The organism is Krasilnikovia sp. MM14-A1259 (genome assembly GCF_047159535.1).
Taxonomy (GTDB): Bacteria; Actinomycetota; Actinomycetes; order Mycobacteriales; family Micromonosporaceae; genus Actinoplanes.
Map to the genome: position 1 here is coordinate 3,983,386 of NZ_BAAGAJ010000002.1, position 20,800 is coordinate 4,004,185.

Sequence of the window (20,800 nt, forward strand, 5' to 3'; positions counted from 1 at the left end):
TCACTGCTCAGGGGTGGGTCCACGCCACCACGTAGCGGCGCGGCGGGAGTTCGGGAGGGTTCTCGATCTCGCTGAAGGCGACCGGGAACGTCCGGCCGTCCACGGTGACCGTGCCGTCCGCCAGCGAGACCGCGAAACGGCGCGGGGCCCCGTCCAGGCCGGTGCCCAACGCCTTGCCGACGGCTTCCTTGGCCGCCCAGATGCGGGCGACATCGGCGTCCGGGTCCGTGCCGAGCTGGGCGCGTTCGGCGTCGGACAGCGCGTACCGGATCGTGCTGTCGTCGCGGGCGGTGATCTCCACGACGTCGATGCCGACCTCGGCGCCCGCCGGCCCGGCGATGGCGACACCGACCTCCTCGGCGTGCGCGATCGACACCGCGCTGGGCAGGAAACCGCGGCCCGGCCGCAACTCCACGTACGGCCGGCCGGACGGCTCGTTGCGGACGGTCAGCTCGATCGGGTAGACGTCGGTGTGCCCGGCGTCCCACTGCCGGAACCGCACTGCGTCCTTGGCGGCGATCCGCCCCAGCATCCATTGCATGCGGCGTGCGCCGGGCATCCGCTCGTACTCGGTCGCGGCGTCGCCGCCGAGAATGCCGCGCGCCGCCATGCCGCGGGTGACCAGGTCGGTCCAGGCGTCGAAGACGACCGTCCAGCCGTCGGGGCGGCGCTGCGACATCGGGTACCGCTCCGGGAACCGCTCGCAGGCGCGAGCGGTGGGATGGCTGTCGAAACGCCGGTCCGTGGCGCCGTCGATCTGCGCCCACACCCGGCCGCCGATCGACAGCTGCGTGTCGGCGATCAGTTCACCGTCGGTGATGGACCGGACCCGGGCCACGCACTCGAACGCGGTCCCCGGCGCCGGGGGCGGCCCGAAGAACCGGACGTGCCGCAGCCCCACCGGCAGCGCCACGGTCCGGAACGGCTGGGTGGTGATGAGCCAGTTCCCGATGAGCTGCAGCGCGTTGTCGAGCAGGGCACCCGGCGGGACCGGGGCGGTGACGACGCCCCGCACGTGCATGTCGCCCAGTGCGTGCACCGCCGTGACCCCCTGGAACCGGGGGCCGTGGAACATGAGGCGTTCGGCGTACATCTGCTCGGCGCTGATCGTCGGCGGCCGTTCCGTGGCCGGGTCGTGCGTCCACGCACCCCCGGGCGGCTGCGGGTAGTTCGCGGCCATCTCGACCGTGGCGCGGGCGTACCCGCCGAACACGACGGTCAGCTCGTTCGGCCCGGCACTGCGGACCGTGATGTCGACGCGTTGCGGTGGCGCCGCGATGAGCCAGCGGTTGAACCTGGCGTCACGGACCGCTATCGCCCGCATCCCGGGTGCGGCCTGCTCGGCGGCGTCCATCATGTGCTGCACGACCGTGGTGGCGGGCACGACCGGCCACCGGTCCTCGACCTTCGGCCAGTCGTCCGGCTGCACGAAGAAGCAGTGGTCGCGCAGGTACGGCATCCGTTCGACGGACACGTCCAGCGAGGTCCGCAACACGACGCCGTCGTCCGCCGGGGTCGCGGCGGTTTTCGGTACGTCCACCGCCCTCGCCCCGGGCACCGCCGCAGCAGCCGGTGCCGCCGCCCCAACCGCAGCCGCTTCCGGCGCGGGCCGGGTGGCCGCTTTCGGGGCAGGACCCGTGCCCGCCTTCGGGGCAGGACCCGTGCCCGCCTTCGGGGCAGGACCCGTGGCCGCTTTCGGGGCAGCACCCGTGGCGGCTTTCGGGGCGGGCGCCACGGCTGCGGCGCTCAGCACGGTCACCGCGTCGTCCGCGGTCTCCTTCAGGAGTGCGGCCAGTTCCCGGGCCGCGCTGGAGTTCCCGGCGAGGCGGTCGAGCGCCGACAATGCGGCCTGATGAGCGTCCACATCGGGCTCCGCCTGGCGCGTATGCGTACGGGCCGTGGCAGGCGCGGGCGGCGCAACGGGTCCGGCTTGTGAGGTCGGCCCGGCGGCGTGGGCTGGGATGCCGAGCAGGTCCGCCGCGCCCTCGCCGAGTTTCACCAGCGTGCCGCCCAGGTCCAGGCGGACCGCCGGTCCGCGCCGCGGCGCCGGACCGGCGACGCGCCGCTCCGGGGCCGGCCGCGCGGGCACGGCGGCCGGGGCCGGATCGAGGGCCCGCAGGTCCGGCGTGGCACCGTCCACCCACAGGGCGGTGGCGACCCGCCGAAGCTGGTCCAGGCCACTGCGCCGGGAGACGTTGACCGGCATGGCCAGGTGGTCCCGGTCGCGCAGGTTGTCATCGACGAGCGTGGCCAACTGCCCGGCCCCGACCTGCAGGAACGCCCGGATACCGGAGTCGTACATGGCGTTGACCATCTGCCGGAACCGGACCGGTTCGATCATGTGCCGGATGAACAGCGCGTTGACCTCGTCCGGGTCGTCGGGGAACGGCGCGGCCAGCGTGCCGGACCACACCGGCACCTCGGTCGGGTGCACCTCCCAGCGGCCCAGGGCAGCCCCGATGGCCTGCAGCCCCTCGGCGAACACGGGCGTGTGGAACGCGGACCGGAACGGCAGGAGCTGGCACAGCACGTTGCGGGCGCGCAGGTCGTCGACGAGCCGCTGCACCTGCTCCCGCGGCCCGTTGACGACGCACTGCGCGGGCGCGTTGTCGTGCGTGAACAGCACCCCCGGGTAGTCCTTCAGCAGCGGCAGCACGGTTTCGGCGGCGGCGCTGATCGCGGCGAACGCGTACCCGGACACCTCGACGGTGTCCGCGTCGAAGATGCTCAGGAACGCGTCCACCCCCTGCGTACTCATCTGCCCGCTGACCGCGGCCGCGGTCCACTCCCCGATGCTGTGCCCGGCGACCGCGTCCGGCCGTACGTTGATCCGCCGCAGCGCGGCGTCCAGCAGCGTGCCGACCTCGACCAGGCCGGTGCCGTGCTGCCCGAGGTCGTCCGCGGTGTACTCGCGGTACGGCAGTCCGAAGTGGGCGGCGACGTCCGCGACCCGGGGCGCGAACTCGGCCTCGACCCCGGGGTAGACGAAGGCGAGCTGCCCGCCGCCGGGACCGAGCAGCGGTCGCGGGGTGAACCAGATGTCGCGTCCGCCGCGCCACGGCTCGCCGCGGGCGACCATCCGGCGGGCGGCGGCGAGCCGCTGGTCGGTGGGGTCGACGATGCCGATCCGGACCGTTCCTCCGTCGGTGGTCCCGGCCTGTTCCAGACCACGCACGATCGCGTCCGGTGCGGCCAGCAGGTCGGCCAGGGCGGCCGGGGTGTCCGCGGCCAGCCACATGACCTTGTCGGGTTCGCTGACCTCGACCGGTGCCGCGCCCGCATGCTGCTCGATGATCACGTGGGCGTTGATGCCGCCGAAGCCGAACGCGTTGACCCCGGCGCGGCGCGGGCCGCTGCCCTGCCACGGTCGGGCGGTGTCGATCGGCTGGAACCGGGTCCGGGCCATCTCGGCGCGCGGGTTGTCGCAGTGCAGGGTCGGTGGCAGCACCCCGTGGTACACCGCGAGCGTGGCCTTGATCAGCCCGGCGATGCCCGCGGCCGGCATGGCGTGGCCGATCATGGATTTCACCGAGCCGATCACCGGCCGCTGCCCGCCGGTGTGCGGGCCGAACACTTCGGCGACCGTGACCAGTTCGGCCGCGTCGCCGGTGGGGGTGGCGGTGCCGTGCGCCTCCAGCAGGCCGAGCGCGTCCGGGGCGGTCGGGTCGAGCCCGGCCGCCTCCCACGCGCGGCGGATCGCGAGGGCCTGCCCGGAGCTGGCCGGGTTGAACATGCTGGCCGACCGGCCGTCACTGGACGTGCCGCTGCCGCGGATCACCGCGTAGACGCGGTCGCCGTCGCGTTCGGCGTCGGCGAGGCGCTTGAGCACGACCATCCCGGTGCCCTCGCCGATCAGTACGCCGTCCGCATCCGCGTCGAACGGCCGGATGCCGCCCTTGCGGCTCAGCGCCTGCAACTGGTTGAACACCGACCAGAAGCTGATGTCGTGTACGTGGTGGGTGCCGCCGGCCAGCACGGCGTCGAGCCGCCCGGCGGCCAGTTCGGTCATCCCCTGGTCGACCGCGAGCAGCGACGACGCGCACGCCGCATCGATCGTGTACGCGGGCCCGCGCAGGTTGAGCCGGTTCGCCACCCGGGACGCGGCCAGATTGGGCACCAGCCCGATCGTGCCTTCGGGCTGGTGCTTGCCGAGCCGTTCGTCGAAGCGGGCCCGGACCAGGTCGAGGCGGTCCTCGTCGAGGTCCGGGATCAGCTCCCGCAGGATGCCGATGACCTGGCTGGACATGCGGACCCGTTGGGCGTACCGGGCGGCGGCGGGGCTGAGGATGCCGCCGCGGCCGAGGATGACCCCGACCCGGTCGGCGTCCGGCATCCGGTCGGGGCCGCCCGCGTCGGCGACCGCCGCGGCGGCCACCTCCAGCGCGATGAGCTGGTCGGGTTCGATGTCGCCGACCGAGTTCGGCATGATCCCGAACTTCAGCGGCTCGAACACCGCCTCGCCGTCGAGGAACCCGCCGCGCCGGCAGTACAGCCGGTCCGGGCGGTCCGCGTGGGCGGGGTCGTAGAACAGCGCGTCGAACCGGTCGGCCGGGACGTCGGTGATCTGGTCCTTGCCGGCGATCAGGTTCTGCCAGTACTGGTCGAGGTCGGCGGCGCCGGGGAACAGCGCCGCCATCCCGACGATCGCGATGGGCTGCATGCGCCTACCAGCCCGAGGCGGTGAGGACGACCGAGGTGGTGCCGGGTTCGCCCCAGGCCAGTTCGCGCAGCAGGCTCAGCGCGCCCTCCTCGGGGTCGATGAGGCCGATGCCGCGGCGGGCGTACTCCGCGGTCAGCGCCGGCGAGACCATCCCGGCGTGCAGCCCGACCGGCGCCCACGGTCCCCAGTGCACCGTCAGCGCGCGGTGCCCGGTCTGCGCGGACCAGCGGGCACCCATGGTGTCGAGCGCGTCGTTAGCGGCCGCGTAGTCGCTCTGGCCCCGGTTGCCGTAGGCGGCGGCGATGCTGCCGAACAGCACCACGAACTTCGGCTCGGCCCCGCACCCGGCGAGCGCGTCCAGCACGGACTGCGCGCCGTCGACCTTGGTACGGAACACCCGGGCGAACGACTCCGGGTCCTTGTCCGCGATCAGCTTGTCCTCGATGATCCCGGCCGCGTACACCAGGCCGTCGATGCGGCCGTACTCGTCGTGGATCCGTTTGATCAGCCGGTGGGTGGCCTCGTCGTCGCGGACGTCCAGCGAGTGGTATCGGACGTCCGCGCCGAGCTCGGTCAGCTCGGCGACGGTCGCGGCGACCTCGCGCGCGGCCAGGATGCCCGACGCGGTGCGGTCGATGTCCGCGGGCGAGCGCATGCCGCGGCGGGCCAGGGTCGCGCGCAGCGCGGCCTTGTCGGCCGCTGCCGCCAGCTCCGGGTCCTCGTCGGTCTGCGGCAGCGGCGTACGCCCGACCAGCTCGATCCGGCACCGCGCCCCGCCCGCGAGCGTACGGGCGAACCACGGGGTGATGCCGCGGGCGCCGCCGACGAGCACGACCACCGAGTCGGCGTCCAGCCCGATCGCCTGCGCCTCGGCGACCCCTTCCCCGGCCGGGCCGGCGCCACCGGCGGCGAGCGCCCCGAGCCCCGTGGGGACGAGCTGTTCCGCGTGGCGGCCGTCGGCGCGCCGGTGCACCACCGGGGTGGTGGTGGCGTCGTGCAGCTCCTCGACCAGGCCCCGGGCCACCTCGTCGGCGGCGGCGTCCGCGGGCACCCGCACGTACCGGGCGACCACCTCGGGGTACTCCCGGGCGAGCGTGCGGAACAGGCCGGGCAGGCCGTCGGTACGCGGGCCGCCGGGCTCGGGGCCGGCCGCGATCAGCCAGCGCGGCCCGGCCGCGACCGCCCGCTTGACGAAGCCGAACGCGTCCGGCAGCAGCGGCCCGGCGCCGTCGGTGAGCCCGTCGAGCAGGACGACGCCGTCCATCCCGGCCGGGTCGGCGTCCGTGCTCGCGGACACCCCGGCCGCGCCGCACTCGGCGAGCTGCTCGGCCAGCGCGGCCCCGGCGGCGGCACCGCCGGTGATGAGGAAACGGGCCCCGGCCAGGGCGGGGGCGCCACCGGCGGCGGGGGCGGGTTCGACGACGCCGATCAGGCGCTGCGGCGCGATGCCCGGGTTTGCCGCCGTGGCGGGTGCTTCGATCGCGGCGGCGTTCGATGTCGGGGCGCCGTTGATGCGAGTGTCCAGCCAGGACACCATCGCCCGGACCGTACGTGCCTTCACCAGGTCTTCCAGCTCCGACTCGTCGCCCTCCACGGACAACCCGAGCCGGTTCGCCACCTCCCCGGCCACCTCCGCCCGCTTGATCGAGTCGACACTCAGATCCGCCTCCAGATCCAGATCAAGCTCGATCAGCTCCTCCGGATACCCTGTCCGCTCACTGATCACCGCCAGCACCGCACCCTGCACGTCCAGCGCAGGCGCGGCGGCCGTGGCGGCGATCGGGGCCGGGGCGGTCGGCGCCGTCACGTTGATGCGAGTGTCCAGCCACGACACCATCGCCCGGACCGTACGTGCCTTCACCAGGTCTTCCAGCTCCGACTCGTCGCCCTCCACGGACAACCCCAGCCGGTTCGCCACCTCCCCGGCCACCTCCGCCCGCTTGATCGAGTCGACACTCAGATCCGCCTCCAGATCCAGATCAAGCTCGATCAGCTCCTCCGGATACCCCGTCCGCTCACTGATCACCGCCAGCACCGCACCCTGCACATCCAGCGCAGGCGCGGTCACGACCGCGACCGGTGCGGCCACCGCCACCTGCGCGGCGGCGGACGCGGCCGGAACCGCAGCGACGTACGACGGCGCGGCGGCGGCCGCCGGGACGACGGTTGCCGGCGCGAGCACAGCCGCCGGCCGGGCCAGGACGGTCGCCTCGTCGGGCTGCCACACCAGCCGCCCCCCGGACCCGTCACCCAGGTACGCCAGCAGGACGTCGCGCTGGCTGGCGATCAGGTCACGGCTGGTCCGCAGGAACTCGCTGACCAGCTCGTCCCTGGCGTCGCGGCCGGCGTCGGCCCCGCCTGCTGCGGTCATCGTGAACTCCTCGATTCGTCGAGCGGGGGTCATTCCGCCGGGCAGGCAGTCCCCGTTGCGGTCGCGGACCACCTGGCCGTCGATGGTCCAGATGGGACGGCTGTCGGAGGTGGTGGGCGCGACGGGCGCGACGTCGCGCCCGGCGTACAGCCAGCCGGTCTGCACGGGCACCCCGGCACACGCCAGTTCGGCGACCGCGGTGAGCAGCGCGGGCAGTCCCTGGCCGGGGCGGCCGTCGACCGCGACGACCTGGTGGGGGCGCTCGCCGAGGATGGCGGCGACGAGCCGGCCGAGGACCCGGCCGGGACCTGCTTCCACGAACGTGCGGGCGCCCGCGGCGTACATGGCCTCGATCTGCTCCACGAAGCGGACCGGCGCCCCGATCTGCGCGGCCAGCCCGGCACGGACCGCCTCGGCGTCCGCCGGGTACGGCTCGGCGCTGCGGTTCGCGTACACCGGCAGGGTCGGCGCCGCGACCGGGCGGCCGGCGAGTACCGCGGCGAACGTGTCCGCGCCGGCGGCCACAACCGGGCTGTGGAACGCACACGCGACCGGGATGGCGCGGGCCCGCAGCCCGGCCGCCTTGAGCGCGGCGGTGGCCCGTTCGACCGCGTCGGTGGGGCCGGAGACGACCACCTGGGTCGGGGCGTTGTGGTTGGCGAGCACCACCTCGCCGGTCAGCCCGGCCGCGTCCAGCCCGGCGGCGACCTGCTCGGCGGTGCCGCCGACCGCGGCCATCGCGCCGGGATCGTCGCCGGCGGCGCCGAGGATGGCGGCGGCCCGTTCCCGGCTGAGGTCCAGCAGGGTGGCCGGGTCGAACGCTCCCGCGGTGCACAGTGCGACGAGTTCGCCGTAGCTGTGCCCGCCCGCCATGTCGGGGCGCACCCCGAGGCGGCGCAGCACGTGGTCCGCGGCGAGCCCGCCGATGCCGAGCACCGGCTGGGCGACCCGGGTGTCGCGGACGCGGTCGGCCTGGGCCGCCTCGGCCGCCTCGTCGAACGCGGTGGCCGGGAACAGCAGGTCGGCGTACTCGCGGCCGAGCTGCAGGTAGTCGCGCAGCTCGGGGAACGCGACGAACAGCTCGGCCAGCGCGCCGGGGCGCTGGCTGCCCTGCCCGGGGAACAGGAACGCGACCTTGCCCGGGCCGTCGGACTCCGGCGGCTGGTGCAGCCCCGTACGCGGGTCGTGCTCGCCGTCGAGCGCCCGGCGCAGCAGGTCGGCGAGGTCGGCGGTGTCGGAGGCGACGACCGCGATGCGCACCGCGCCGGTGCGCGGGTCGGACTCGCGCGACGCGGCGGCGGCGAGGTCACGCAGCCGCGCGTCCGGCGCCGCGGCCAGCCGGTCGAGCATCTTCTGTACGCCGCGCCGCGCCGCCTCCCGGTCCGCCCCGCGGAAGCAGAACAGCTCGGCGGGCCATTCGTCGCGGGTGTGCCGGGGGTCGGCGGTCGGGGCGTGCGCCGACAGCACCACGTGGAAGTTGGTGCCGCCGAAGCCGAACGCGCTGACCCCGGCGAGCCGTTCGGCGGCCGGGGCGGCCCACGGCCGCGCCTCGGTGTGGAACGCGAACGGGCTGGTCTCGGCGTTCCACGCGGGGTTGGGCCGGGTGAGGTTGATGGTCGGCGGCTTCACCCCGGTGTGCAGGGCCATCGCCGCCTTGATCACCCCGGCCATCCCGGCGGCGCACTTGGTGTGCCCGATCTGGGATTTCACCGAGCCCAGTACGGCCGTACCGGGGCGCGCCCCGGACTCGGTGAACATCCGGGTCAGCGTCTCCAGCTCGGTACGGTCACCGACCACGGTTCCGGTGCCGTGCGCCTCGACGAGCCCGATCCGGTCCGGGGTGACCCCGGCCGACGCGTACGCCCGGTCCAGCGCCCGCCGCTGCCCCTCGGCCCGCGGGGCGGTGAGCCCGAGGGCCCGGCCGTCGCTGGCGCCGCCGAGTCCCTTGACGACCGCGTAGATGCGGTCGCCGTCGCGTTCGGCGTCGGCGAGCCGCTTGAGCACGACCGCCGCGACGCCTTCGCCGAGGGCGATGCCGTCACCGGTGCTGTCGAACGTGCGGCAGCGCCCGGTCGGGGACAGCGCATGCGCCGAGGTGAACATGAGGTAGTCGTTGATGCCGTTGTGCAGGTCGGCGCCGCCGCAGATCATCAGGTCGCTGGCGCCGGTGATCAGCTCCTTGCACGCGGCGTCCATGGCGGCCAGCGAGGAGGCGCAGGCGGCGTCCACGGTGTAGTTGGGGCCGCCCAGGTCGAGCCGGTTGGCGACCCGCCCGGCGATGACGTTGGCGAGCACCCCGGGGAACGTGTCCTCGGTGACCGTGGGCAGCAGCCCCTCCATCTGTTCCGGCACGTCGCCGAGATAGCCGGGCAGCAGGGTGCGCAGCGTCTGGGTCTGGCTCATGTCGCTGCCGGCCTCGGCCCCGAACACCACCCCGGTCCGCGAGTGGTCCGCCCCGGAGTCGTACGCGTACCCGGAGTCGAGCAGCGCCCGGTGGGAGATCTCCAGCGCGAGGAGCTGGGTGGGGTCGATGCTGGCCAGCGCGGCCGGCGGGATGCCGTACCGGATCGCGTCGAACGGCACCGGGTCGATGAACCCGCCCCATTTGCTGACCGTGATCCGCCCGGCCTGGCCGGGGCCGACCTCGGGCGCGTAGTAGATCTCCGGGTCCCACCGGTCGGGGGTGACCTCGCGGACGACGTCCTTGCCGCCGAGCACGGTGTTCCAGAACGCGGGCAGGTCGGGTGAGCCGGGGAAGACGCACGCCATGCCGACGATCGCGACGTCCAGCGGCGCGGCGACCGCCCGTTCGGCGAGGTCGTCGAGCCCCAGCTCGGTACGGGCCGCGCGGATCCGCCCGGCGTGCAGCGCGGCGGCACCGGTGGTGACCTGGGTGTGCAGCGTGGCGACCGTGGTGGTGTCGTGCCGCAGCACGGCGACCTGCCCGGCCATGAACAGCCCCTCGGCGGCCTGGGTGGGCTCGTCGACATGGACGAGGGCGTCGCCGTCGCGGCGCAGGCCCTTGCTGGCGATCCGCAGGCGCCCGACGTTGAGCAGTTCGAGCTGTTCCCAGATGACGCGGTTCTCCACGCCCGCGCCTTCCAGCTCGTCGTGCAGGTGGTGGAAGTCGTCGACGAACCCCGACGGCAGGCACCGGGTGGCGTGCCCGGGGGCGGTCTCCAGCAGCGCCGTCCCGGTGGCCGCCACGGCCTGCCGCTGGAACTGCGGCTGGATCGCGCCGTGGGTGACCGCTTCCGCGGTGAACAGGTACGCCGTACCCATGAGCACGCCCACTTGGGCGCCGCGGCGGGTGAGCGGCCCGGCGAGCGCGGCGACCATCGCCGCGGAGCGCTCGTCGTGGATCCCGCCGGCGAAGAAGATCTGCAGCTCGGCGGCGGCGTCGGGCTTGTCCGTGAGGAAGTCGCTCAGCACCGCGAGCTGGGCCTCCCACAGCGGGAAGCTGGCCCGCGGCCCGACGTGCCCGCCGCACTCGGCGCCTTCGAAGATGAACTTGCGGGAGCCGGATTGCAGGAACTGGCGCAGCAGCCCGGGCGAGGGCACGTGCAGGAACGCGCTGATGCCTTCCGCTTCGAGTCCCTTGGCCTGGGCCGGGCGGCCGCCTGCGATGATCGCGACGGCGGGCTTGATCTCCTGGATGATCTCGATCTGGGCGGCCCGCAACGCTTCGGGGGCGAAGCCGAGCACGCCGACGCCCCAGGGCCGGTCGCCGAGTGCGGCGGCGGCCTCGGTGAGCATCCGGCGGGACTGCGCCGCGTCGGCCAGGGCAAGCGCGATGAAGGGCAGGCCGCCCGCGTCGGCCACCGCGGCGGCGAACCCGGCTTCGTCGCTGACCCGGGTCATCGGCCCCTGGGCGACCGGCAGGCCGACACCGAGCGTACGGGCCAGTGGCGCGCCGGGCCGCAGCGCCGCCCCGGCGTCGGGGTGCTGCACCGCGTCGAGGATGGCGGCGCGGATGCCGTGCACCGCGGCGGCGGTGTCCGGCCAGCGGCGGGCGAAGTCGGCCGCGAGCCAGCCGTCCTGGCCGATGGGCAGCAGGTCGGCGCCGCGGCGCAGTCCCCGGTGACCGCCTTCGGTGACGACTTCGGTGCCGTCCATGCGGCGCAACAGAATCGCAACATCATCGACCAATGTGGACTCTGGGAGCAAAAGGAACTGGGTGTCCAGCAGCACGCCCGATGCTCCGCCCACGACGGCCGCCGCGGCGGTGGCCGGGCCGATGCCGCCCGCCACCCACACCGGCAGCTCGACCTCCGCCACGAGCTGCTGGAGCAGGATGAACGCGCTGAGCTCCGCGACCCGGCCGCCGGATTCCATGCCGCGGGCGACGAGTCCGTGCGCGCCGGCGGCCACCGCGGCCCGCGCTTCGGCGAGGTCGGTGACCTCGACCAGTACCCGGCAGCGGCGGGCCAGGTCGGCCACCGGCCACGGGCTGTCGGCCGCCAGGATGATCAAGTCGACCGCCGGCCCGGCGTGCTGGGCCAGGTCGGCGGGGGTGGCGGCGCAGGCCGCGGTGACCCGGACGCCGAAGCTCCCGGTCGCCCGGCGGGCGGCCTGGGACAGCACCCGCAGCGACCAGGGGTCGCCGGTGCCGAGGTCGAGGACGCCGAGCGCGCCTGCGCGCAGTGCGGCGGCGAGGGCGTGGGGGCTGGCTTCCAGGCCCGCTCCGCCGGTGACGGCGATGACGAGCCGGTGCTGATCGAGGGCAGTACTCATCGGACTCCCGCTTCGTGGGCGCGGCGGCAGGGCGAGGTGCCTGAGAGGTGCGAGGTCGGTGGGGCGGCTGAGACGGGGACAACAATTCGATACATCTCAATACATGAATCTACTTCGGCAAGGAAGTTATCGGCGGCTGATTACAACGGGGTTACACCATGTCGATGGACAAGGTGCAGATCTTCCGTCGGGGCTGCACCTGACCGGTCAGCTTGTCGGGATACATATCGACGTTCATCAGAATTTCCACCACTGTGCCGTACGGGTGCAAGCCCGTTGCAAACGCGTCGAAATCGGGAAGCGCTTCCCCCATTTCGTGGGCTGGCGACCCTGGGCGAGCTACGGTTGCGTAGGTTACGGTGACGTAGCCGTAGCTTCTTGATCTAGCTCCCTCCCCCGAGCTTCTCTTTCCCCCCGTGTGAGGTGCCATGACTTCCGTGCTCGTCGAGCCCGCACCCCAGGCCGCCGGCCCCAAGCCGTTGACCGAGGGCCCGCAGCAGCGCGGTGTGCTCATCGCCCTGTACGCGTTCGTGATCATCCCGTTCCTGGCGATCGTCGCCGCGGTGCCGGTCGCGTGGGGCGGCTGGCTGTCCTGGACGGACGTCGCGATCGGGTCGGTCTTCTACATCGTGTCCGGTCTCGGCATCACGGTCGGATTCCACCGGTACTTCACGCACGGCTCGTTCAAGGCCAAGCGCTGGCTGCGCATCGCGCTCGCGATCGCGGGCTCGCTCGCCATCGAGGGCAACGTCATCCAGTGGGTGGCCGACCACCGCCGGCACCACGCGTTCAGCGACCTGGAGGGCGACCCGCACTCGCCGTGGCGCTTCGGCACCGGCTACTGGGCGCTGACCCGCGGGCTGTGGCACGCCCACCTCGGCTGGATGTTCAGCCGCGAGCTGTCCAACCGGTCCCGGTTCGCCCCCGACCTGCTCGCCGACCGCGACATCCGCCGCGTCGACCAGATGTTCCTGCCGCTCGTGATCTTCTCGACGCTCGGGCCCGCGCTCATCGGCGGCCTCGTGACGTGGTCGTGGCAGGGCGCGCTGTCCGCGTTCTTCTGGGCCGGCATCGTGCGCATCGGCGTGCTGCACCACATCACGTGGTCGATCAACTCCGTCTGCCACGTGTACGGCGAGCGCCCGTTCGAGATGCGCGCCGGTGACCGGGCCTCGAACGTCTGGGCGCTGGCCCTGCTCTCCTTCGGCGAGAGCTGGCACAACCTGCACCACGCCGACCCGACGTGCGCCCGCCACGGCGTGCTGCGTGGACAGATCGACATCTCCGCCCGGGTCATCTGGGCCCTGGAGAAGGCCGGTGCCGCGTACGACGTCAAATGGCCGCGCGCGGAGCGGCTTGCCGCCAAGATGGTCAAGGCCGCGTCATCGTAAGCCCGGCCACCGGCCGTTCGGGGCCGGTGGAAGTCGGCCCCGACTGGCAGGATGTCCGGGTGACCGACCAGGACGACACCACCATCGAGCCCCGGGGCCGGCGGGCCCGCGGCGCCCGGCCCGCGGCGGGCAGCCCCCCGACCTCCCGCGTCCGCATGTCCGCCGCGCAGCGCCGCGAGCAGCTCATCACGATCGGCCGGCAGCTGTTCGCCGAGCGCGGCTTCGACGCCACCAGCGTCGAGGAGGTCGCCGCCCGGGCGAAGGTGTCCAAGCCGGTCGTCTACGAGCACTTCGGCGGCAAGGAAGGGCTGTACGCGGTCGTCGTCGACCGGGAGGTCCGGTCCCTGCTGGACCGCATCGCCACCGCACTCACCGCCGGGCACCCGCGCGAGCTGCTGGAACAGGCGGCCCTGGCCTTACTGGACTACATCGAGCAGGAGCCGCACGGCTTCCGCGTGCTGGTGCGCGAGTCGCCCGTGCTCTCCCCCGGCGGAAACTTCTCCAGCGTCATGAACGACGTGGCCCACCAGGTCGAGCACATACTCGGTGACGAGTTCAAGAGGCTCGGCTTCGACCCGAAGTTCGCCGAGCTGTACTCCCAGGCCCTCGTGGGCATGGTGGCGCTGGTCGGTCAGTGGTGGCGTGAGGCCCGCAAGCCGAAGAAGGACATGGTCGCCGCGCACCTGGTCAACCTCGCCTGGAACGGGCTGTCGCATCTGGAGGCCAAGCCCGCCCTGCGCACCCGCAAGCCCCGCTGAGGCGAAGCGACGGCGCCGCAGGTCAGCCTGCGGCGCCGGAGGGCGATCAGGCGACCGCGCGCTCCTCGGCCCGGCGCGGCGCGGCGATCTGCTCGGGCCGCGCGACCTTGGTGTACTGGCCGCACATGATGAGCACCAGCGCGACGAGCCAGGTCACGACCACGGTCGCGATGCTGAAGTCCAGGACGTTCACGTCCGTGCGCTGCACCGCCAGCGAGTACGCGCCGACGCCGACCAGCGCCCACCCGACGAACGTGTACGCGGCACTGTCCCGGTTGTTGCCGAGCGCGGTCGCGCCGAGCACCACGACGCCGAGCACCAGCGACACGATCGACCAGAACAGGTTCGTGTCCTGACCGAGCACCCGGTCACCGCCGGTGCCGAACAGACCCTCGTCCGAGGTGACGATGAAACCCACCACCCCGAAGACGACCAGGTAGGCGCCCATCAGGGCGCCGATGGCGCGGTAGAGCGGCCGCAGCGGGTGGTTGACCGGGGTGTGCGCCATGGTGTCAGTTCTCCAGCTCGGGTGTCGTTCTCGCCAGCCGATTCTCGCGTATCGCCCACCGGCGCGCAGGGGCACCCCCGGATCAGTGGTCCGGGATGCGCTCGGCCAGCTCCAGCCAGGCCTCCTCGACCTGCGCCCGCTCCGACTGAGCCGCCCGGAGCTGCGTGTCCAGCTCCACGATCTTGTCGTAGTCGGCGCCGTGCACGGCGAGGCTCTCGTTCAGCGTGAGGATGCGCTGCTCCAGCTTGCCGAGCTGGCGTTCCAGCTTGGCCAGGTCCTTACGGGCCGCCCGCAGTTCAGCCGCCGAGAGCCCCGGCTCGGACTGGCCCGGCGCGGACGGGACGGGCGCGGACCCTGCCGGCGCGGCGGACGCCAACGCCGCACCGTGTGCCGCGGTCCGGGTCAGGTACTCGTCGACACCGCCGGGCAGGTGCACCAGCCGCCCGTCGCCGAACATCCCGTACGCCGTCTCGGTCACCCGTTCGACCAGGTAGCGATCGTGACTGGCGACGATCATGGTGCCCGGCCACGAGTCGAGCAGGTCCTCCAGCGACGCCAGGGTGTCGGTGTCCAGGTCGTTGGTGGGCTCGTCGAGCAGCAGCACGTTCGGCTCCGTGGCCAGCAGCCGCAGCAGCTGCAGGCGGCGGCGCTCACCGCCGGACAGGTCGCTGACCGGGGTCCAGATCCGCTTGTCCGTGAACCCGAACACCTCGGCGAGCTGCGCAGCCGACATCTCCCGGTCGCCCAGCCGGACCCGCTTCGCGACCTCCTCGACCGCCTCCAGCAGGCGCAGGTGCCCCGGCAGCTCGGTCAGCTCCTGCGACAGGAACGCCGGGCGCACGGTGGCGCCCGTGACCAGCCGGCCGCCGTCCGTGGTGCGCACCCCGGCCAGCAGGCGTAGCAGCGTGGTCTTGCCGGCCCCGTTCGCCCCCAGGATCGCGATCCGATCCCCTGGGCCCACCTGCCAGGTCAGGCCGGACAGGATCGTCTTCTCCCCGGCCTGCAGCGCGACGCTGTCCAGGTCGTACACCTGTTTGCCGAGCCGGGACACCGCGAGCCGCTGCAGGCTGACCGTGTCGCGCACCGGCGGCACGTCCGCGATCAGCGCGTTCGCCGCGTCGATCCGGAACTGCGGCTTCGACGTACGCGCCGGTGGGCCCCGGCGCAGCCAGGCGATCTCCTTGCGGAGCAGGTTCTGCCGCCGCGCCTCGACGGCCGCCGCGACCCGCTGCCGCTCCGCCCGGGCCAGCGTCCATGCCGCATACCCGCCCTCGTACGTGTGCACCGCCTCGTCCACGACCTCCCAGGTCGCGGTGCACACCGCGTCCAGGAACCAGCGGTCGTGGGTGACCACCACCAGTGCGCCGCGACGGGACAGCAGGTGCCGGGCCAGCCAGTCCACGCCCGCCACGTCGAGATGGTTCGTCGGCTCGTCCAGGATCAGCAGGTCCGCCTCGCGGACCAGCAGCGCGGCCAGCGCCACCCGGCGACGCTCCCCACCCGACATCGGCCCCACCGGGGTGTCCAGCCCCAGGTACGCCATGCCGAGCCCGTCCAGGATCGCCCGGACCCCGGCGTCGCCCGCCCACTCGTGCTCCGCGCCCATCCCCTGGGCGAGCCAGGCCGTGCCCAGCACGACGTCGCGGACCGTGGCCTCGGCGGCGAGATTCAGCGTCTGCGGCAGCGCGGCGACGCGCAGGTCCCGCCGGTGGGTGACGCGGCCCGAGTCGGGCTCCTCGACCTTGGCGAGCAGCCGCAGCAGGGTCGACTTACCCGCGCCGTTGAGGCCGACGATGCCGACGCGGGCGTCGTCGTCGAGCCCGAGGGAGACGTCGGTGAGCAGCTGACCGGCGGCGCCATACCCCTTGCCGACCCGGTCCAGATTGACGATGTTGGCCACGATCCGACTAGATTACCCGCGCCCCCGGCATCGGCCCGCGCGCGGTGACCGCTTCCCGGCACACCCCGGCGTCGGCCAGCGCCGCCGCCACGGTCTGGGCGTGCGCGCCGTCGGCCGCGAGGAAGACGCAGGTCGGCCCGGAGCCCGACACGAGCCCCGCGAGAGCGCCCGCCTCGGCCCCGGTTTTGAGCACGTCGGCCAGGTGCGGGCGCAGCGACAGCGCGGCGGGCTGCAGGTCGTTGCCGAGCGCCGCGCCGAGCACCTCGGGATCACGCTGGCGCAGCGCCGACATCAGCGGGGCGGGCGCGGAGGAACCCTCGCGCAGCCGGTCCAGCTCGCGGTAGACCTCGGGGGTGGCGAGGCCGCCGTCCGCGATGGCCACCACCCAGTGCCAGGTCGTCGGGCGGGCCAGGATCGGGCTGACCGCCTCGCCGTGCCCCGTACCCAGCGCGGTGCCGCCGTGCAGCAGGAACGGCACGTCGGAGCCCAGCGTGGCACCGATCTCGCCCAGCTCGTCGCGGGACAGCCCGGTGCCCCACAGCAGGTCGCAGGCGAGCAGCGTGGCGGCCGCGTCCGCGCTGCCGCCCGCCAGGCCACCGGCGAGCGGGATCGACTTGCGCAGATGCAACCGCGCGTGCGCGGGCACCCGGGCCTCGGTGGCCAGGGCGCGGGCCGCCCGGATGATCAGGTTGGTCTCGTCGAGGTCCAGCTCACCGGCGCCCTCGCCCTCCATCGTGAGCGTGAGCGTGTCCCCCGGCCGGGCGGTCAGCTCGTCGAACAGGCTGATCGCGTGGTAAACGGTGTTCAGCTCGTGGTAGCCGTCGGGCCGCAGCGGCCCCACCCCGAGGTGCAGGTTGATCTTCGCGGGCACCCGGACCCGTACCGGACCGGCGGAGCGGCGCGGCTTGTCGTCGTCCGGCCCCCACGCCTCGGTCACGGAGCGATGTCCCGGATCGGCAACGTGATCTCGAACGGCTCGGTGAGCACGAGCTCGGTGTCCGAGTCGGCGGCCAGCTCGTACCGCCCGTCGATCAGGTCGTACGCGAAGACGTGCAGCGGGTCCTGCTCGATGCGCCAGTAGTGCGGGATGCGGGCGGCGGCGTACGCGGCGGGCTTCTCCAGCCGGTCCCGGCGCTTCGTACTCGGCGACACCACCTCGACCACGATGGCAACCTGCGACGGCAGGAAGTAGTGCCGACCCTCCGGAACCGGCCGGCGCAGCAGCAACACGTCAGGTTCAAGGGTGTCGCCGACATCGACGGCGACGCCGACCGCGGTCGACGGCTCAAAAATCTCAGGGGCGTGCTGGTGGAACCACAGCCACAGCAGATTGCCGATCTTCTGATGCCCAGCCGTGGGGGAAGGGACCACGATCATGACTCCGTCGCGAAGCTCGACGCGGGGGGCGTCATCGGGCAGGAGAAGGACGTCCTCAATTGTGTACATCGCGAGGCGCTGCCGGATCGGATCGGGCGACCACCTGACATGGCCGGCTGGTTCGGCGGTCATCGGTCCACCTCCTCGCGCGTCCCGCTGAGCTTACCGCCGTACCCGTGCCGGATTCCGGCAGCCGCGATCGCGGCGAACTGCTCGACGGTCAGCGACTCCCCCCGGGCCTGCGGGTTGATCCCGGCCGCGACCAGCACCTTCTCGGCTTGATCGGCCCCGCCGGCCCAGCCGTTCAGCGCCGCCCGCAGCGTCTTGCGGCGCTGCGCGAACGCCGCGTCCACCACCGCGAAGACCGCGCGCCGGTCGACGTCCGCGGGCGGGTCGCGCCGGGTGAACGCGACCAGCCCGGAGTCGACGTTCGGTACGGGCCAGAACACCGCGGGCGGTACCCGGCCGGCCGCTTTGGCGTACGCATACCAGGCCAGCTTGACCGACGGGATGCCGTACACCTTGGAGCCGGGACCGGCCGTGAGCCGGTCCGCCACCTCCTTCTGCACCATGACCAGGCCGCCGCGCAGCGTGGGCAGGATCGCGAGCAGGTGCAGCACGACCGGCACGGCCACGTTGTACGGCAGGTTCGCCACCAGCATCGTCGGCGCCGGGTCCAGCTCCGCGGCGGTGATCCGCAGGGCGTCGGCGCGGTGCACCGTCAGCCGGGCGTTGCCGGCGCGCCCGGCGACCGTCACCGGCAGCGCGGCGGCCAGCACCGGGTCGATCTCCACGGCGTGCACGTGCGCCGCCTCGGCCAGCAGGCCGAGCGTGAGCGAGCCGAGCCCCGGGCCCACCTCCAGCGCGACGTCGTCGTGGGTGAGTCCCGCGGCGGTCACGATCCGGCGCACGGTGTTGGGGTCGTGCACGAAGTTCTGACCGAGCTTCTTGGTCGGCGTGACGCCGAGGCGCGCCGCGAGTTCCCGGATGTCCGCCGGGCCGAGCAGTGCGTCCGCCATGAGACCACAGCCTACGGCGGCTGCGCCGGGTCAGCGCCAGGGGCCGAACACCCGGTCGCCGGTGGCCGAGATCGTGGCGCACAGCGTGTCCAGGTCCGCGCCCGCGGCCTCGGCCAGGGCCCGCACGGTCAGCGGGATCAGGTACGAGGCGTTCGGCTGCCCCCGGTACGGCATCGGCGTCAGGTACGGCGCGTCCGTCTCCACCAGCATCTGCTCCGGCGGGGTGAGGGCGGCGGCCGCCCGCAGGTCCCCTGCGCTGGCGAACGTGACGACACCCGCGAAGCTGAGCAGGTAGCCGCGGCGCACGCACTCGGCGGCGAAGCCGGCGTCGCCGGAGAAACAGTGCAGCACGACGGTGTCCGGGGCGCCCTCGGCGTCCAGTACGCGCAGCACGTCGTCGTGGGCGTCCCGGTCGTGGATGATCAGCGGCTTGCCGTACCGCTTCGCGATCGCGATGTGGGCGCGGAAGCTCTCCTCCTGCGCGGCCCGACCGTCCGCGCCGGTGCGGAACGTGTCCAGCCCGGTCTCCCCGATCCCGCGGACCCGCGGCTCGGCGGCCAGCGCCTCGATGGCGCGCAGCGCCTCGTCGAGATCCGCGAGGACCGGCGCCTCGTTCGGGTGCAGCGCCACCGTGGCCAGTACGGCCGGGTGGCGGGCGGCGAGCTGCGCGCCCCACCGCGACGACGCCACGTCCACCCCGACCTGGACGAGCCGGTCCACGCCGGCCTTCGCGGCCGCGTCGATGAGGGCTTCGACCTGATCCGCAGCTTCGGCCGGATCCCCGGCGGAGCCGCCCGGGACGCCCGCCTCGTGCACTGTGATGTCGAGGTGGGTGTGGCTGTCGAAGACCGGCACGGCGAGCGGCTCGGGCGCGGGCGGGAACTCGCCGGCGCGGCGACGGGCGCGCGCACGGCGGGACTCGGCGGGCGAGGTGGTGTCCATCCGGCCCAGCATCACACATCCGGGTGAGACTTCCTTCACCCGCACTGCAAGCAACCGGAAATTAACCCGGAATCAATGATCATCACTTAGTGTGCCCGCGTGACCGTGACGGGTGAGGAGAGCGCTGTCAGCGCCGATCCCCTGGAGCCGCCCCTGATGGCGCCGCTTCTGCGGGACCTGAGCTGGGCAGCGGTGCAGAGAATGAGTCAATCCGCGGCGCATCGGGACGACCCGATGCTGCAAAGAATCCGCGCCACCGCGGCGGTGCGCCGCGGCACGCGCATGGTGAAGGTCCTGTCGGCCGCGCAGCTCGCCGGCCACCTGGGCGGCTGGCTGCCGTACGGCTTCTGTTACCGGGCCTGCGACATCGCCCACCTGCCCGGCCCCGAGGACCTGGCGCTGCTGCGCACGGACGGCACCACGGACACCACGGTGACGTACGCGCTGCGCTGGCGGGCGGTCGATCCGAGCGACTACGAGATCCCTTGCGCGCCCGCCCAGCCGGGTCTGTCCACACTGCCCGCGCACGGCCGGGTCGGGGCGCTGGTGCTGGGCACCGGCTTCACGCCCGCAGACGACGACCTGATCCCCGAGTTCGTCACCGCGGGCTTCGCCGACCTGCCGCTGCCTGCGAACGCGCAGCTTCTCGCGTACGCGCCGGGCGGCGAGGAGGTCGTGCTGTACACGTACCAGCCCGAGCAGCACGGCTGGCTGCGGCTGGCCGGGCCACGGTGGCGGCACCTGCTCGACGGCGTGCCGGGCGTGAGTCCCGACCGGGAGTACGTGCCGTGCACCGACACCCCGTCGGCCCGCCTGGTCGGCCAGGCGGGCCTGGAGGAGCACGAGTACGAGGCGGTCGCGGACCCGCCCGGGGAGTTCCGGGTGCGGGCGCTGACCCGTGCCGCCCGGTATCCGGTCACCACGCTGAGCCGCCGCGCTGAGCAGGCAAGCTGGCGCGGTGTGCCGTGCTGGGTGCTGCAGCGCGACGAGAGCTGGGCACGCCTGCGGCTGATCCGCCCGGACGCCGATGCGCTCGTGGACACCGGCGCCCGTGGCTACGAGCGCGGCGTGTACGAGGCGTGGGCCCCGATGCGGGAGCTGGAGGGCCACCACATCGAGGACCTGCCGTACGCGATCTGA

Annotated in this window: 11 protein-coding genes; 3 read left to right on the top strand and 8 right to left on the bottom strand. The window is 73.6% G+C overall.

The window, feature by feature from the left end; genetic code table 11:
• Nucleotides 1–7 precede the first annotated feature (7 nt).
• Complete coding sequence (locus ACMCNK_RS17855; RefSeq protein WP_412737540.1) at nt 8–4,660, bottom strand: beta-ketoacyl synthase N-terminal-like domain-containing protein; 4,653 nt, start codon at nt 4,658–4,660, stop codon at nt 8–10.
• A 4-nt stretch (nt 4,661–4,664) separates the two neighbouring features.
• Nucleotides 4,665–11,765, bottom strand: a complete 7,101-nt coding sequence (locus tag ACMCNK_RS17860; protein ID WP_412737541.1) for an SDR family oxidoreductase — start codon at nt 11,763–11,765, stop codon at nt 4,665–4,667.
• Between the two features lie 428 nt (nt 11,766–12,193).
• On the opposite strand from ACMCNK_RS17860, the gene ACMCNK_RS17865 reads away from it, so the two are divergent.
• Both ACMCNK_RS17865 and ACMCNK_RS17870 read left to right on the top strand, forming a co-directional pair.
• Complete coding sequence (locus ACMCNK_RS17865; RefSeq protein WP_412737542.1) at nt 12,194–13,156, top strand: acyl-CoA desaturase; 963 nt, start codon at nt 12,194–12,196, stop codon at nt 13,154–13,156.
• 155 nt (nt 13,157–13,311) lie between these two features.
• Entirely contained in the window at nt 13,312–13,914 is a 603-nt protein-coding gene (locus tag ACMCNK_RS17870) for a TetR family transcriptional regulator (RefSeq protein ID WP_412740897.1), read from the top strand.
• 46 nt (nt 13,915–13,960) lie between these two features.
• On the opposite strand, the gene ACMCNK_RS17875 is transcribed toward ACMCNK_RS17870, so the two are convergent.
• From ACMCNK_RS17875 to ACMCNK_RS17900, 6 genes are all read right to left on the bottom strand, one after another.
• Nucleotides 13,961–14,422: a DUF4383 domain-containing protein gene (locus ACMCNK_RS17875; protein ID WP_412737543.1), complete on the bottom strand. Its 462-nt coding sequence runs from the start codon at nt 14,420–14,422 to the stop codon at nt 13,961–13,963.
• Between the two features lie 82 nt (nt 14,423–14,504).
• Nucleotides 14,505–16,322: an ABC-F family ATP-binding cassette domain-containing protein gene (locus ACMCNK_RS17880; protein ID WP_412737544.1), complete on the bottom strand. Its 1,818-nt coding sequence runs from the start codon at nt 16,320–16,322 to the stop codon at nt 14,505–14,507.
• 7 nt (nt 16,323–16,329) lie between these two features.
• Nucleotides 16,330–17,259, bottom strand: coding sequence for a 4-(cytidine 5'-diphospho)-2-C-methyl-D-erythritol kinase (locus ACMCNK_RS17885; protein WP_412737545.1), 930 nt, complete (start codon nt 17,257–17,259; stop codon nt 16,330–16,332).
• A complete protein-coding gene (locus ACMCNK_RS17890) occupies nt 17,256–17,831 on the bottom strand; it encodes a Uma2 family endonuclease (protein WP_412737546.1) in 576 nt (191 codons plus the stop codon). Before ACMCNK_RS17890 ends, ACMCNK_RS17885 begins: the two co-directional genes overlap by 4 nt.
• Nucleotides 17,828–18,718 (bottom strand): 16S rRNA (adenine(1518)-N(6)/adenine(1519)-N(6))-dimethyltransferase RsmA, encoded by an 891-nt coding sequence (gene rsmA / locus ACMCNK_RS17895; protein ID WP_412737547.1) that lies wholly within the window; start codon nt 18,716–18,718, stop codon nt 17,828–17,830. The genes ACMCNK_RS17890 and rsmA overlap by 4 nt, the downstream gene beginning before the upstream one ends.
• Nucleotides 18,719–18,748: 30 nt before the next feature.
• Complete coding sequence (locus tag ACMCNK_RS17900; RefSeq protein WP_412737548.1) at nt 18,749–19,660, bottom strand: TatD family hydrolase; 912 nt, start codon at nt 19,658–19,660, stop codon at nt 18,749–18,751.
• Nucleotides 19,661–19,894: 234 nt separating this feature from the next.
• On the opposite strand from ACMCNK_RS17900, the gene ACMCNK_RS17905 reads away from it, so the two are divergent.
• Nucleotides 19,895–20,800 (top strand): hypothetical protein, encoded by a 906-nt coding sequence (locus ACMCNK_RS17905; RefSeq protein ID WP_412737549.1) that lies wholly within the window; start codon nt 19,895–19,897, stop codon nt 20,798–20,800.

Bases quoted from the DNA above. Each gene is read 5' to 3' on its own strand.
- ACMCNK_RS17870 (WP_412740897.1), top strand. From the start codon at position 13,312: ATGTCCGCCGCGCAGCGCCGCGAGCAGCTCATCACGATCGGCCGGCAG.
- ACMCNK_RS17905 (WP_412737549.1), top strand. From the start codon at position 19,895: ATGCTGCAAAGAATCCGCGCCACCGCGGCGGTGCGCCGCGGCACGCGC.
- rsmA (WP_412737547.1), bottom strand. From the start codon at position 18,718: ATGGCGGACGCACTGCTCGGCCCGGCGGACATCCGGGAACTCGCGGCG.
- ACMCNK_RS17855 (WP_412737540.1), bottom strand. From the start codon at position 4,660: ATGCAGCCCATCGCGATCGTCGGGATGGCGGCGCTGTTCCCCGGCGCC.
- ACMCNK_RS17875 (WP_412737543.1), bottom strand. From the start codon at position 14,422: ATGGCGCACACCCCGGTCAACCACCCGCTGCGGCCGCTCTACCGCGCC.
- ACMCNK_RS17900 (WP_412737548.1), bottom strand. From the start codon at position 19,660: ATGGACACCACCTCGCCCGCCGAGTCCCGCCGTGCGCGCGCCCGTCGC.
- ACMCNK_RS17865 (WP_412737542.1), top strand. From the start codon at position 12,194: ATGACTTCCGTGCTCGTCGAGCCCGCACCCCAGGCCGCCGGCCCCAAG.
- ACMCNK_RS17860 (WP_412737541.1), bottom strand. From the start codon at position 11,765: ATGAGTACTGCCCTCGATCAGCACCGGCTCGTCATCGCCGTCACCGGC.
- ACMCNK_RS17890 (WP_412737546.1), bottom strand. From the start codon at position 17,831: ATGACCGCCGAACCAGCCGGCCATGTCAGGTGGTCGCCCGATCCGATC.